At 39.0% G+C, this 13,557-nt stretch carries 16 protein-coding genes (1 of these 16 only partly in view); 5 read left to right on the top strand and 11 right to left on the bottom strand.

Features of this window, described 5'->3' with window-relative positions; translation table 11 throughout:
* Nucleotides 1–239: 239 nt before the first annotated feature.
* The 5 genes from NYE65_RS14245 to NYE65_RS14225 are packed head-to-tail and all read right to left on the bottom strand — an operon-like array spanning nucleotide 240 to nucleotide 2,961.
* On the bottom strand, nucleotides 240–692 hold the full coding sequence (locus tag NYE65_RS14245) for a hypothetical protein (RefSeq protein WP_340861098.1): 453 nt from the start codon (nucleotides 690–692) through the stop codon (nucleotides 240–242).
* A 3-nt stretch (nucleotides 693–695) separates the two neighbouring features.
* Nucleotides 696–1,571: an ATP-binding protein gene (locus NYE65_RS14240; protein ID WP_340861097.1), complete on the bottom strand. Its 876-nt coding sequence runs from the start codon at nucleotides 1,569–1,571 to the stop codon at nucleotides 696–698.
* A 14-nt stretch (nucleotides 1,572–1,585) separates the two neighbouring features.
* Nucleotides 1,586–2,422, bottom strand: coding sequence for a hypothetical protein (locus tag NYE65_RS14235; RefSeq protein ID WP_340861096.1), 837 nt, complete (start codon nucleotides 2,420–2,422; stop codon nucleotides 1,586–1,588).
* 42 nt (nucleotides 2,423–2,464) lie between these two features.
* On the bottom strand, nucleotides 2,465–2,767 hold the full coding sequence (locus NYE65_RS14230) for a helix-turn-helix domain-containing protein (protein ID WP_340861095.1): 303 nt from the start codon (nucleotides 2,765–2,767) through the stop codon (nucleotides 2,465–2,467).
* Complete coding sequence (locus NYE65_RS14225; protein ID WP_340861094.1) at nucleotides 2,767–2,961, bottom strand: hypothetical protein; 195 nt, start codon at nucleotides 2,959–2,961, stop codon at nucleotides 2,767–2,769. Before NYE65_RS14225 ends, NYE65_RS14230 begins: the two co-directional genes overlap by 1 nt.
* Nucleotides 2,962–3,190: 229 nt before the next feature.
* Here NYE65_RS14225 and NYE65_RS14220 point away from each other — a divergent pair, with 229 nt between their 5' ends.
* Together NYE65_RS14220 and NYE65_RS14215 are read left to right on the top strand one after the other, a co-directional pair.
* Entirely contained in the window at nucleotides 3,191–4,150 is a 960-nt protein-coding gene (locus NYE65_RS14220; RefSeq protein ID WP_340861093.1) for a hypothetical protein, read from the top strand.
* Between the two features lies 1 nt (nucleotide 4,151).
* Nucleotides 4,152–5,315 carry a site-specific integrase gene (locus tag NYE65_RS14215; protein ID WP_340861092.1) on the top strand — a complete coding sequence of 388 codons (1,164 nt, stop codon included), beginning with the start codon at nucleotides 4,152–4,154 and terminating at the stop codon, nucleotides 5,313–5,315.
* A 116-nt stretch (nucleotides 5,316–5,431) separates the two neighbouring features.
* Here NYE65_RS14215 and groL read toward each other — a convergent pair whose 3' ends face one another.
* Entirely contained in the window at nucleotides 5,432–7,069 is a 1,638-nt protein-coding gene (groL, locus tag NYE65_RS14210; RefSeq protein ID WP_053533467.1) for a chaperonin GroEL, read from the bottom strand.
* Between the two features lie 58 nt (nucleotides 7,070–7,127).
* Entirely contained in the window at nucleotides 7,128–7,412 is a 285-nt protein-coding gene (gene groES, locus NYE65_RS14205) for a co-chaperone GroES (RefSeq protein WP_034306337.1), read from the bottom strand.
* A gap of 333 nt (nucleotides 7,413–7,745) precedes the next feature.
* On the opposite strand from groES, the gene NYE65_RS14200 reads away from it, so the two are divergent.
* Both NYE65_RS14200 and NYE65_RS14195 read left to right on the top strand, forming a co-directional pair.
* Nucleotides 7,746–8,471 carry a CPBP family intramembrane glutamic endopeptidase gene (locus NYE65_RS14200; protein WP_340861091.1) on the top strand — a complete coding sequence of 242 codons (726 nt, stop codon included), beginning with the start codon at nucleotides 7,746–7,748 and terminating at the stop codon, nucleotides 8,469–8,471.
* Complete coding sequence (locus NYE65_RS14195; RefSeq protein WP_034306342.1) at nucleotides 8,468–8,680, top strand: YdiK family protein; 213 nt, start codon at nucleotides 8,468–8,470, stop codon at nucleotides 8,678–8,680. Before NYE65_RS14200 ends, NYE65_RS14195 begins: the two co-directional genes overlap by 4 nt.
* A 28-nt stretch (nucleotides 8,681–8,708) precedes the next feature.
* Here NYE65_RS14195 and NYE65_RS14190 read toward each other — a convergent pair whose 3' ends face one another.
* Both NYE65_RS14190 and moaC read right to left on the bottom strand, forming a co-directional pair.
* A complete protein-coding gene (locus NYE65_RS14190; protein WP_034306345.1) occupies nucleotides 8,709–9,368 on the bottom strand; it encodes a redox-sensing transcriptional repressor Rex in 660 nt (219 codons plus the stop codon).
* Nucleotides 9,369–9,401: 33 nt separating this feature from the next.
* Complete coding sequence (moaC, locus tag NYE65_RS14185) at nucleotides 9,402–9,908, bottom strand: cyclic pyranopterin monophosphate synthase MoaC (RefSeq protein WP_034306347.1); 507 nt, start codon at nucleotides 9,906–9,908, stop codon at nucleotides 9,402–9,404.
* Between the two features lie 133 nt (nucleotides 9,909–10,041).
* Here moaC and NYE65_RS14180 point away from each other — a divergent pair, with 133 nt between their 5' ends.
* Nucleotides 10,042–11,961 carry an ABC transporter ATP-binding protein gene (locus tag NYE65_RS14180; RefSeq protein WP_340861090.1) on the top strand — a complete coding sequence of 640 codons (1,920 nt, stop codon included), beginning with the start codon at nucleotides 10,042–10,044 and terminating at the stop codon, nucleotides 11,959–11,961.
* A 279-nt stretch (nucleotides 11,962–12,240) separates the two neighbouring features.
* Here the strand turns inward: NYE65_RS14180 and tsaD are convergent, their stop codons facing one another.
* Both tsaD and rimI read right to left on the bottom strand, forming a co-directional pair.
* Nucleotides 12,241–13,254 carry a tRNA (adenosine(37)-N6)-threonylcarbamoyltransferase complex transferase subunit TsaD gene (gene tsaD, locus NYE65_RS14175; RefSeq protein ID WP_328177416.1) on the bottom strand — a complete coding sequence of 338 codons (1,014 nt, stop codon included), beginning with the start codon at nucleotides 13,252–13,254 and terminating at the stop codon, nucleotides 12,241–12,243.
* Nucleotides 13,251–13,557, bottom strand: partial view of a ribosomal protein S18-alanine N-acetyltransferase gene (rimI, locus tag NYE65_RS14170; RefSeq protein ID WP_053533463.1) — the 3' portion only. Its footprint extends 146 nt past the window's final position; 307 of the gene's 453 nt are visible here — the last part of the coding sequence; its start codon lies beyond the right edge, outside the window — the gene reads right to left on this strand; it ends in the stop codon at nucleotides 13,251–13,253. Before rimI ends, tsaD begins: the two co-directional genes overlap by 4 nt.

Raw genomic sequence — 13,557 nt, 5'->3', positions numbered from 1 at the left:
CATAACTTTAAAGTACGGGTAATTCATTTATTTTTTCCCCTATCATGTAGAAACCGCTCCTTTTCCATTTTGAAGCCTTCCTTGTAAGGAAAGCTCTGTATCTTGGTAAAATAACGGTAAACTTTTGGTCAACCCGCTATACGGGTTGCTACTCAAAGTCTGCCCTTTCCATGCGGGTTACTCCCTGCGACCCTACACTTGAATTTTTCTATAACCAGCGTATAACTCCTGTTCACCTTTTATGCCCGCCATTCAACCACGGTTTCATCAAAGGAATCCATCAAGGAATCTTCCATACTCTTTTTTTCTTTTAAGCTAATTGATGTTTCTTCCTGTTTTAAACTAGCCATTGTTTTCATTGTCAAATCAAGTAATTTTTCTGTTGGAATTTCCGCTAAATCACGTTCCTGCAATTCTGCATACAAGCGGTTTAACTGTTCCCCGAAAAACTCCACCCGCTTCTTTTTGGAGACATAATACTTATCTTGTAAGGCTTCCAGTTCTAACGCCCTGCGATTGCTAATCTCGATTTCCATGTCCTTTCCCCATTTAATAAGAGTAGGTTTACTTACCCCTAATTGCAAAGCAATCTGCTCATATGGTACTTCTTTGGCTCTTAATCCAATAAACTTATCTTTTTGGTCTAGTTTGGCAATCTTAGTCATTATTCCACGTCCCTCTTCATTTTTCATTCACTATTTAATCTGAAAATTTTTTCTATAATCATCTGTAAATAAATCAATAAATTTTGTATTATAATGAAGACGGCTATAAACTCTTTTTCCCATGGCAACGGGTAAGTCTACATCCGTTAAATTACTTGTGTAGATCGTTGGTTTACCAGACCGACTTTCTACAATTTCAAAAATCATGCCTTTTCTCCAATCATCGTTTCCTCCTATTGCTTCAGATCCAACATCATCAAGAATAAGTAGGTCAAGCCTTGAAATATCACTTAAAATCGCTTTTTCTGTTTTAGAAGCTCCCTTTTGGTAAGTTTCTTTAATAATCGAGAGCAATTTCCCCGTGGTTAAAAAGCCAACGGTAAAACCTTTTTGTTTAATGTTCCTGGCCATTGCTACACACAAATGTGTTTTACCTGTCCCTGGATTTCCCATAATCAAAAGATTGTAAGGTTTCTCTGGAAATTCCAAAAAGGATTTCGTGAATAAAATGACTCTTTCCTTAGCTCCAGCAGTAATGATATCTGTTTCCTGGTAGTTACTGAAGCCAGCATTCAATAAAGATTCGGGAGGAAGAAAGTATTCTTTGGCAAGCCTTTCACCTATTGATGTTTTTAATTCCTGTAAACTTCTTTCTTGATAAACCTTAAAAGCCTCTTTTTCCCTACAAGCGTGACAATTCATCATTTTCTCGACTGGAAACCAGTCCTGCTGATTAAATATACGATAAAATAAACGGCTGGCCGATTCATCTCCGCAAACTGAACAGGGTAAGTTGAATTGACCTTTTACTTCGAAGTCATCACGATCAGCTAATATTAAATTTATCTTTTTAGCTGCATCTTTTAAGACATCTTCAATATTTAAAAAGCGATTGATACCTTGCACTTCCAACCCTCCTATCAAAGCAATTCAGCTTCTGATTTTTTCATACGGGTATACTCCTCTGATGTTAAAGGTTTTGGATTCCCCCAATGACTAGGGCGTTCTGTTGAAAAGTCCTGGCTACTTCTCTTGTGAACCAACTTAGCTTTGATTGCTAATTGATCAAATTGCTTTCTTAATTTAGCTGGAGAAAGTATAGTCGACTTCCAAAAGGAATCCTCCTGACACCAATCTATTAGATATGCAATCTGTTCTTTCGATCGTTTATCTCTTTCCATTATTAAACGAAAATCATCTGACCATTTTTGAAGGTTCGGCTCTTTAAAACCAGGTGAATTAACCTTAATTTTATTCAATAGCCTCTGGGACAACTTATATGGAACACTCTCTTCGTCGTAGTTTTCCGACTTAAGCTTTTTGATTTCTTTTTCATTCTTCATTTTTTTATCATTCTTGTTAGGTGTTACCTGATTGTTAGGTGCCTGTTGGCTCCTTGTTAAAGTGTTTGTTAATTCGTTCTCATTGTTTTGATAGAGACTCCAATTAACAATAGTTATTAGCCTGTTTCTATTTGTTGATTTGTTTGTTAAAAATCCAAATTTTTCAAAACGTTTTATCGCCGTTCTTACATTTTGTAGTGAAATGCCTTTACCACATTTATTAGCGATAGATTCCAAACTTGTTATTACTTGTCCAGGAGCAACTCTATAAGGCTTACCTTGCCATTCCCAATCCCTTTCTTGATGATTTACCATCATTAACAGCGTAATTAATATTATTTTTTGTTCCGGTGTGGAATTAATCCAAATCGGCTTATCTAGTAACTTTCGATGGACCTTTACCCATCCAGTCATATCGCCTCACCTGCTTCTCCAAAAGATCTTTAATGCATTCCCTTATATATTGACCTTACCACCCAGTTGTCGTATTTCATCTGTCCAAAGATTAATGTATACTTGTACTTCTCTCCTATTAAACACCCATTTTTTACCAACCCGTATTTTGGGAAATCTGTGGTCACTCAGAAACAATTTTTCTATAGTAGGCCATGAAAGACTTAACATCTGACACAATTGCTTGCTGTCCATGAGAATAGTATCCATTTCGATTTTTTCAAGATGCTTATGAACTTCAGTGAGATATAGTTCTTTTAATCCTTCTTCATTCAATGAAAATTGAATTATATTTTTTTCAACCATTATAAATCACCTTTTTTTTCAATTTCTTCCTTGATTTCAGCTATAGCACTGTTGACCATTTCCTTACGTCCTTCTGACATTTCACTTTTCATCCAATTTCGAAAAGTATTTTCATGAACCCCTAGTCGCTCTGCGATTACCCAAAATGGAATAATTCCTTTAGCTTCCCTAATTTCTTTATTACGTTTGAACATATGGTGATCCCCTTTACACATAAAATAAATATTTTTTGTTGTATTTCATGTTGTTATCGCTTTAAGGATAATGTACAATAAAAGGGAATTTATATCAACACTTAAAATGTCATTAATCAAACTATTTTATGTAGTTTTTTCAATGTCCTGCATTTTAAAAGTACAAAATAACTCCGAATAAGCAAAAAAATCCCCCCTTACGGAGGTTATCAGAGAAGGGAAACGACAAATGAAAAAAAATTTTTTAACTGAAATGAAAGTAGATAACCCATTTTATGTTTATCAAGACTATGAAATAAAAGAGGAATTATCTTTTTCTGAAAATAATATGAATGCAATTCCTTATGAAGGTTTTGCCCCCAAAAAAATAATTCCTTTGCCTACAGATGTTCCTATTAATTTTAATGGGCATCTTTACGGGGAAAACACAAATGGTCAAATTGAACGTATTGATACTGAATGTGAATTAAAAAACTATAAGTATAAGGCGGCTTATTTAGTTGCAAAAAAGGCTGTAACGATTATTGAGAAAGAAGATTATTTAGGTAAGTTGTTTCCTGACAAAAAAGTGACAAATGAATATAATTTGAACGCATTTGGAAGAACTCTTTACACTGAATTTGCCAAATGGGACTTTAATTGCTTTCAAGATTTAATAAATTTTTGTAGGACATGGGGGCTTCCAACTGGTGTAACCATTTCATTCCTTGAAAAAAAAATACCTGAAAATGATATTAATATCATTTGGATGTCTATTGAAGACTTCTACACAAAGATTCATGAATACCAAAGGATTTTTTCTTACTTTAAAGCTTTAAATACCAATGACTTTTCTAAACTTCCAACCGCTCCCAAGAAAAGAGAAAATATAAAAGTACATGCACAACGGATGTTAATCAAAGAAATTGAAAAAAAGTCCCTCTTCTCCTATAAGATTAAAAGACAACAGGACATACCTACACCTATATCGATATTTAGAGATTTATTCGAAGCAGCATATTTTTATTTAAATTTATCTATAAACAGTTCCACTGAAATGCGACTTTGCGAAAACTGCGGACAACTCTTTGAAGTAACTCACCAGCGTCAGCGGTTTTGTTCGGTACTTCCAGGTCGTAAAAGGTCTAGTTGTGAAATGGCATTCAACAACCGACTAAAAAAAGAAAAAAAACAAAAAGGAGAAATTTAACATGGCATATATACGAAAAAGAAGTAATGGAAAATGGGCTTATACAGTCTCTCTTGGGATAGATCCACTTACCCAAAAACAAAAACAAAAAACCAAATCGGGGTTTGCTACGAAAAAAGAAGCAGTTTCAGCCGCTCGAAAAGTTGAGGCAGAAGTCGAAAACGGAGCATTTGTAAAAGAAACTAAACTGACATTTGAATCCTTTGCACAAGACTGGATAATGGTATACGCCCAAAAATCAAAAATAAGTAGTGTAAGGGCACGTAGCAAGGAAATGAAACACTTTATATCCGTATGGGGGCCATATCCAATTAAGAAGATCAGTAAACAAATTTACCAAAAGCGAATAGTTGAGTTGTCTGAAAAATACAGTCGGAATTATTTAAGTGGTATTCATGCTTGCGGCCGAATGATCTTTAATCATGCAGTTGAACTGGGACTCATTAAACTTAATCCGACTGAAAATACTCATTTGCCTAAATATCAAGTTAAGGTAGAAGAGATTGAAAGCCAAGAAGAGGAGATAAAATTTTTAGAAAAAGAAGAGCTTGCACGATTCTTACGTTTTGCTGATTCAGATGGCTTAGAAATGGACTCTTTGATTTTTACCACACTTGCCTATACTGGTTTGCGTATTGGAGAATTACTTGCACTTAAGTGGACTGATTTTGATGATGAAAGAGGTTCAGTGCGTGTTACAAAGACTTTATACAATCCAAGTAACAATATTAAAAAGTATGAGTTACTCCCACCTAAAACTTCAGGCTCAATCCGAACCATTCGAATTGATGAAAGACTCGTAAAAATGTTAAAGCGACATGCGACCAATCAAAAAGAAATAAAATTGCAGAAAGGGCCAATTTATGTAGATAACCAGTTTATATTAGCACGAAATGATGGATATCCTCAATTAAGAAAGGTAGTGGAAACTAGACTAAAACGGATATTAAAAAAGGCAGATATCTATAAAAACATTACTCCTCATTCATTCAGACATACACATACATCTCTCTTGATTGAAGCGGGTGTGGGAGTAAAAGAGATTCAGCAGCGTTTAGGCCATACAGACATAAACACAACAATGAATATTTACGCTCATATGACTGCCAATATGGAAGAAAAGGCCTCCCACCAGTTCAGTAAACTGATGAAAGACCTTCTCTAATAAAATGAGCTTTTAGTTTGTTAAATGCACATTTTTTTCACTCTATGAGCAAAAGTATGAGCATTTATCTTTCTTCTACCTAAAAACCTCTATATTTCAAGGCTTTATGATGTTTATTACATCATGCCGCCCATTCCGCCCATTCCGCCCATGTCAGGCATGCCCATGCCGCCAGCGCCTGCTGGTTCTGGTTTGTCAGCAACGACAGCTTCTGTAGTTAAGAACATAGCTGCTACAGAACCAGCGTTTTGTAGAGCTGAACGAGTTACTTTAGTAGGATCGACGATACCTGATTCGATCATGTTCACCCATTGTCCAGTAGCTGCGTTGAAGCCAGTGCCTACTGCTTCGCCTTTAAGGCGCTCTACGATTACAGAGCCTTCAAGTCCAGCATTGTGAGCGATTTGACGAACAGGCTCTTCGATGGCACGAAGAACGATTTTCACGCCTGTTGCTACGTCGCCTTCCGCTTGGATTTCAGCGATTTTATTGTATACGTTAAGAAGTGCTGTACCACCACCAGCTACGATACCTTCTTCAACAGCGGCACGAGTGGAGTTCAATGCATCTTCAATACGAAGTTTACGTTCTTTCAATTCTGTTTCAGTAGCTGCACCGACTTTGATTACCGCTACACCACCAGCTAATTTAGCAAGGCGTTCTTGTAATTTTTCACGGTCGAATTCAGAAGTTGTTTCTTCTAATTGAACACGGATTTGGTTTACACGAGCTTGGATTTGAGCTGTATCCCCAGATCCTTCAACGATCGTTGTATTTTCTTTCGTAACAACCACTTTAGACGCACGGCCTAATGAATCGATTGTTGCAGATTTAAGGTCAAGTCCGATTTCTTCAGTGATTACTTCGCCGCCTGTAAGAGCTGCGATGTCTTCAAGCATTGCTTTACGACGGTCACCGAATCCAGGAGCTTTAACCGCAACAGCATTGAATGTTCCACGAAGTTTGTTCACAACAAGAGTTGCAAGCGCTTCGCCTTCTACATCTTCAGCAATCAATAATAGCGGTTTTCCTTGTTGTACAACTTGCTCAAGTACAGGAAGGATTTCTTGGATATTCGTGATTTTTTTATCAGTGATCAAGATATATGGATTCTCAAGGACAGCTTCCATTTTATCTGAATCAGTAACCATGTATGGAGATGCATATCCGCGATCGAATTGCATGCCTTCTACTACGTCCAACTCAGTTGTGAAACCTTTAGACTCTTCGATTGTGATGACGCCGTCGTTACCAACGCGCTCCATTGCTTCCGCAATCAGTTGGCCCACTTCTTCATCAGCTGAAGAGATGGCAGCAACTTGTGCGATTGATTCTTTGTTTTCAACAGGTTTGGAAATGGCTTTCAATTCTGCAATTGCTGAATTGACCGCTTTCTCGATTCCTTTACGGATACCCATTGGGTTCGCACCAGCTGTTACGTTTTTAAGACCTTCACGGATCATCGCTTGCGCAAGAACCGTTGCAGTAGTTGTACCGTCACCAGCTACGTCGTTTGTTTTGCTTGCTACTTCAGCAACCAATTTCGCACCCATGTTTTCGAATGCATCTTCCAATTCGATTTCTTTAGCGATCGTCACACCGTCATTTGTGATAAGCGGCGAACCGAATTTTTTCTCAAGAACCACGTTACGACCTTTTGGTCCAAGCGTTACTTTAACTGCATCTGCAAGTGCGTCCACACCGCGAAGCATGGAGCGGCGAGCTTCTTCACTAAATTTAATTTCTTTAGCCATTTATAAGTACCTCCCTAAAATTTAAGAAAATTTTCGTTCAGTTAAGTATGATGTATAATTAGCCGATAACAGCTAGAATGTCGCTTTCACGTAAAATTAAGTATTCAGTGTCTTCGTATTTAACTTCAGTACCTGCATATTTTGAGAAGATAATTAGATCGCCTTGGGCAACCTCTAAAGCAACACGTTCGCCATTTTCAAGGACACGGCCAGTACCAACTGCTACTACCTTACCTTCTTGTGGCTTTTCTTTAGCAGTATCAGGAAGAACAATACCGCTTGCAGTTTTTTCTTCAGTTTGAACTAGTTCAATAATAACGCGATCACCTAATGGTTTTAACAAGTGAAACAACCTCCTCATATTCTCTTGATAATTTGTTTCATGATTATTAGCACTCATCATCATCGAGTGCTAACACATTTATAATATTAAATAAACCGAGCCTTTTTTGCAAGTATCTTATTGAAAATTTTTTATTAATTTCTGATAAATTACGGGTAAACTACTTTAGCATAATGATTTCCTAAACTTAGTCATTGAAATGTCATGTTAGGGGTACCTTTAAGTGGTGTTCTGCCCCAATTTTTGATACCATTTTGTAGTATGCGTTTATAGATTGTCCCCACGTCAGTAACGTTCCAAGCGGATGGGTGACTATAAAAGGAGTTTTCATTTTTGAAAAAAGAATATTGGTTCGTCATCATCACTTATATTGCCATGCAATTATCCAGTATTGTCGGGTTACCCATTTTCATGCTGATCGGGTCTTATACCGGAATGCCGGCTGATGAACTCGAAGTGAAATCTGCAGCATACTGGATAGTTTTCAGTTTTCTCGCTGCTTTATTCTTGATTCTTTTTTTAATGAGAAAAGATATGAGGGAAAAGCTGGACACGAGAAACCAAACTTCCGTATCCATGTCCATATTATGGGCAATTGCAGGAGTGTTCATGGCTCTTTTTGCGCAAAGCATTGCCGGAAGCATTGAACAAATGCTTGGGGTGGAGTCTGAATCTGAAAATACGCAGCAACTCATTTCACTCATTTACAAAGTCCCCATGGTCATTTTCGTCACTTCAGTAATTGGACCTATATTGGAAGAATTAATTTTCCGTAAAATTATTTTCGGATCACTTCATAAACGCTTTAACTTCTTTATTTCAGCTTTAATCAGCTCAGTTATTTTCGGCTTGGCGCATGGTGAATTTGAACATCTTCTTTTATATACGGCAATGGGCTTCACTTTTGCTTTCCTTTATGCGAAAACAGGCCGCATTCTCGTTTCCATGAGCGCTCATATTGCGATGAACACGCTTGTTATCATCCTTCAAGTGGTATATCGGGAGGATATTGAGAAGATGCTAGATACTGCACAGGCCTTCATCGGAGGTTTATTATGAAACGTCAATCACCATTATTCATGGGCATCATTTATGCAGGCTTAGGAGCTCTTTTTACCGCTATCGCAATTCAAACCGTCAATTCTTCTGGATGGGGACTCTTTGCCTACATACTTGTCCTTATTGCGACTCTTGATTTTGGATCGGGATTACGCATGATCATGCTGCACTTTAAGATTAAAGCCGCACAAAAAAATAAGAAAAAATAAAAAAACGCTGCATAAATGCAGCGTTTTTTCATTCCTCCAAAGCCGCTTCTTCCACTACCGGATAATGTTTCAGGAAGTAGATGAGCGACTGAAGTTCCACGGCCAGGTCAATGTGGTGGACCCTTATGGATGGCGGCACGGTCAGCCGTGCAGGTGTAAAATTCAATATTCCTTTTATGTCAGCTTTGACTAGACGATCGGTTATCGTCTGGGCTACCTGTGCAGGCACTGTCAATATCGCTGCCGTAATATTATTTTCCTGCAATAGTGTATCGATTTGATCCATATGGTAGATGGGCACATCAGCTATTCGCTTGCCGACCTTTTCTTCAGATACTTCGAAAGCCATTTCAATTTTTGTATTATTATTTTTCATGAAATTGTAATTTAAAAAAGCGGTTCCTAAATTTCCCACTCCGATTAAAGCGACTTTGGTCAATTCATCTTGATCAAGTGTTTTTCTGAAGAAGGATAATAAATAATTGACATTGTAGCCGTAGCCTTTTTTCCCAAGCGCGCCAAAGTAGGAAAAATCACGGCGAATGGTAGCAGAATCCACTTTTACGGCTTCACTTAGCTCAGCCGAGGAAACTCTTTGTTTGCCTGAGGAATGTAAGTTCTTTAAAAATCGATAATACAATGGCAACCTTTTGGCTGTTGCCTGCGGTATCTTTGGGTCATGGTTCATTGTTCTTCCCCGCCTTCACACATGCTTTTCAACTTAATCTCTATCTGTTCGTTTTACTTGCCTTTTATAATCGCTACTAGACACTCCGCCTGTTTTCTCCACTAAGAATGTAGGCCCGATCACCATTCCCTTATCAATGGCCTTACACATGTCATAAACAGTCAAGGCAGTCACGGATGCAGCTGTTAACGCTTCCATTTCCACACCTGTACTCCCTTTTGTCTTAGCTTCCGTTTCAATCCTAAGCCTATATCCTTGTTCTTCTTTTTCCCAATCAAAGGCTATATTGACCCCTTGCAGAGCAATGGGATGGCACATCGGAATTATATTGGATGTATTTTTACTGGCCATGATTCCTGCAACTTGTGCAACAGCCAGTACATCACCTTTTTTCATTTTATGGTTCGTGACCAATTCATATATTTCATCATTCAATAAAATGCTCGACTGAGCCACTGCCGTCCGGGTTGTTTCAGGCTTAGCACTCACATCGACCATTTTGGCCCTGCCCTGTTCATTAAAATGCGTTAAGTCTCCCATTTAAGTAACCCCTCCTAAATCATACACTATTATTCCACTTTATGTAATAGCTTTTCTTTCAGCTTGGAACCAAGCTGTTGCCGATAATAACTAAAATACGTTAAACTAACAGTAATCAATTGAGGTGAAATCTATGATTTTATTACAAATCAATCAACTATCGAAATATTATGGAGCTGAACTTATTTTATCAAATATGAAGCTCGAAGTTCAAAATAAAGATCGAATTGCCCTTGTCGGCCGAAATGGCGCCGGCAAATCCACTCTGCTAAAAATCATTGCCGGGCAGCTTTCCCATGATGGCGGTGAAATAATCAAACCAAAAGGCGTCACCATCGGCTATATGGCCCAGGATACTGGATTGGAATCCGCATTGACCATTTGGGATGAAATGCTTACTGTATTCACTGACCTTATAGAGCAAGAAAAGGAACTGCGTCGCCTTGAGGCTGATATGGCCAGACCTGACATCTTTGAAAATGGAACGGTTTACCAAAAAGTGCTGAATGAATACGACACTTTGATGGTGGCATTCAAAGAGAAGGGAGGTTATCAATATGAAGCGGATATCCGTTCCGTATTGCATGGTCTTCAGTTTGCCGACTTTGACTATTCTACCCCAATTTCCACTTTAAGCGGCGGGCAAAAAACAAGGCTTGCCTTAGGTAAGCTGCTTTTAAGGAAACCGGATATATTGATTCTGGACGAGCCGACGAACCATTTGGATATCGAAACCCTCTCTTGGCTTGAACAATATTTACAAGGCTACCAGGGAGCTGTCCTCATTGTTTCCCATGACCGCTATTTTTTAGATAAAGTAGTAAACCTGGTATATGAGATTTCCCGGAATAACATGAAAAAATACCATGGTAATTATAGTTCTTACCTAGAGGGAAAAGCGGAAGATTATGAGCGGGACATGAAACTGTTCGAGAAACAGCAAGGGGAAATCGAAAAGCTTCGCGATTTTGTCCAACGTAATATCACAAGGGCTTCCACAACGAAAAGAGCACAAAGCAGACGTAAACAGCTCGAAAAGATGGATGTACTGGACAAGCCGCAAGGTGATGAAAAATCCGCGAATTTTTCTTTCCAGATTGAAAGGCAAAGCGGAAATGAAGTACTCCACCTCCAGGACCTGGCTATCGGATACGAAGGGGAAACGGTATCAAAGAATATAAATTCCCGGATGACAAAAGGAGAGAGCATAGCTCTTGTCGGCCCAAATGGAGTTGGAAAATCAACTTTATTGAAAACGATCATTTCCAAGCTGCCTGCCCTTTCTGGGGATTTCCGTTTTGGAACGAACGTAGAAGTCAGCTACTACGATCAAGAACAGGCTAACCTTGTTTCCAATAAACGCGTACTCAATGAATTATGGGACGACTATCCCCTTAAACCGGAAAAGGACATACGCACCGTACTCGGTAATTTCCTATTTAGCGGGGACGATGTTTTGAAAACCGTTTCCACACTAAGCGGGGGCGAAAAGGCCCGGCTTGCTCTAGCCAAAATGATGATGCAAAAAGGTAATTTTTTAATTCTTGATGAACCAACGAACCATTTGGACCTCGATAGTAAATTGGTGCTTGAAAATGCATTAATTGATTATCCGGGAACTATTCTATTCGTCTCACATGACCGTTATTTTATAAATCGGATAGCAACGAAAGTGATAGAGCTCTCCAAAGACGGCAACGAAGAATTCCTCGGTGATTATGATTACTATCTAGAGAAGAAACAGGAGCAAGCGGAAATCCAAGCACTTGAACAGCAGGATCAGGCTAAATCTTTAGATGCGGTTGCAGAAAAAACAAATTACAAAATTGATAAAGAAGCAAAAAAAGCTGAACGCCAGCGAAAACGGCGCATTGAGGAAATCGAGGCAGCCATGGAGCTTCTTGAAACCGAAATAAACGAATATAATGACCTCCTATGTGATCCAAATGTTTTTCAGGACCACGAAAAGGTAATGGAAGTCCAAACAAAACTTGATCATGCACAAGAAAGTTTGGATCTGCTTCTCGAAGAATGGGCTGAACTGGAAGAATGAAAAAGACCGAGTCAATTGACTCGGTCTTTTTCTTTTCCAATCAAAGTGTCGCTTGAAAGTTATCCACAAACTTGTTAACAAACCACTTACCGATCATTAGCCATTAATTCGAGTTATACACATTATCCACAGAAACATATCCGCTTATCCACAAAAATACCCCTTTATACACATGAAGGATGATTATCAAAAAAACTTTATCCACAGAATATTCTATTATTTTATTAACACGATAAAAAGACAGGATGCCAAAGTGACGGATTCCTGTCTTCTCGTCCATTAAAATGCTTCTATATCCAATCCAGGATTTCCGTTCAAATCCAAACCGGATCGCTTTCCCTTTTCAAACATGACACTGCCAGCAGCACCAATCATGGCAGCATTGTCGGTACAAAGATAGAGGGGCGGAATGGATATATCCATAGGTAAATCCTTAAAAGCTTCCGTTAATGCTTCCCTAAGGCCTTTATTTGCCGCAACTCCCCCAGCAAGTAATACCTGTTTCACATTATATTCCTTTGCAGCCTTCACAGCTTTCATTACAAGCACTTCTATCACGCTTGCTTGGAAACTTGCCGCTAAATCTTTAGGTTCAATTTTTTCCCCGCGCTGTTCTGCATTATGCAAAGTGTTGATTACCGCTGATTTCAACCCGCTGAAAGAAAAGTCATAGCTGCCATCCAACCATGCCCTAGGCAGTTTCAAAGATGGTGAGCCTTCTTGCGCAAGCCTGTCGATATGAGGCCCGCCAGGATAAGGGAGCCCCAAGGTTCGAGCCACTTTATCATACGCCTCTCCTGCTGCATCATCCCGCGTCTCCCCGATCACCTTGAAAGAACCCGGTTCTTCTAAAAGCACCAATTCCGTATGACCTCCCGAAACGACTAAAGAAAGCGCAGGATATTCAATCTCCTGAATAAGCCGATTTGCATAGATATGACCAGCGATATGATGCGTACCGACAATTGGTATTCCATGTGCGAAAGCTACAGCCTTCGCCGCATTCACACCTATTAATAGTGCCCCTACAAGGCCGGGACCTTCTGTAACGGCAATGGCATCCAAGTCTTCATATGTCACATCCGCTTGCAGCAGTGCTTCTTCAAGAACAATAGTAATTTGTTCTACATGATGACGGGAAGCTATTTCCGGGACGACACCGCCAAAACGTTTATGACTTTCTATTTGTGAAGCCACGACATTACTCAGTATTTCCGTTCCATTTTTTATGACGGCTGCCGCAGTTTCATCACAGCTTGTTTCAATTCCTAATATAATTTGATCTTTTTTCATGAAAAATTCACCCACATAACATAAGCATCCTCTTGATTGTCTGTATAATAATTCTTTCGGATTCCGCCCTTTTGGAAACCAAGTTTTTCATAAAGTGAAATGGCTACGGCATTACTGACACGGACCTCAAGTGTCATCCTCACCACACCCATTGAAATGGAGATTTCTATCATCTTCCTGAGCAAAGCTTCTCCAAGCTTTTGCCCTCGGTATTCTGGTAATATCGCAATATTGGTGATGTGCGATTCATCAATGACGATCCAGGCACCGCAATAACCGGCAATTTTCCCTTCATCCTCTATC

The organism is Peribacillus sp. FSL R5-0717 (genome assembly GCF_038002945.1).
Taxonomy (GTDB): domain Bacteria; phylum Bacillota; class Bacilli; order Bacillales; family DSM-1321; genus Peribacillus; species Peribacillus frigoritolerans.
Note: the sequence above shows the minus strand (reverse complement) of the source record. Positions and strands in the feature narration are given on the sequence as shown.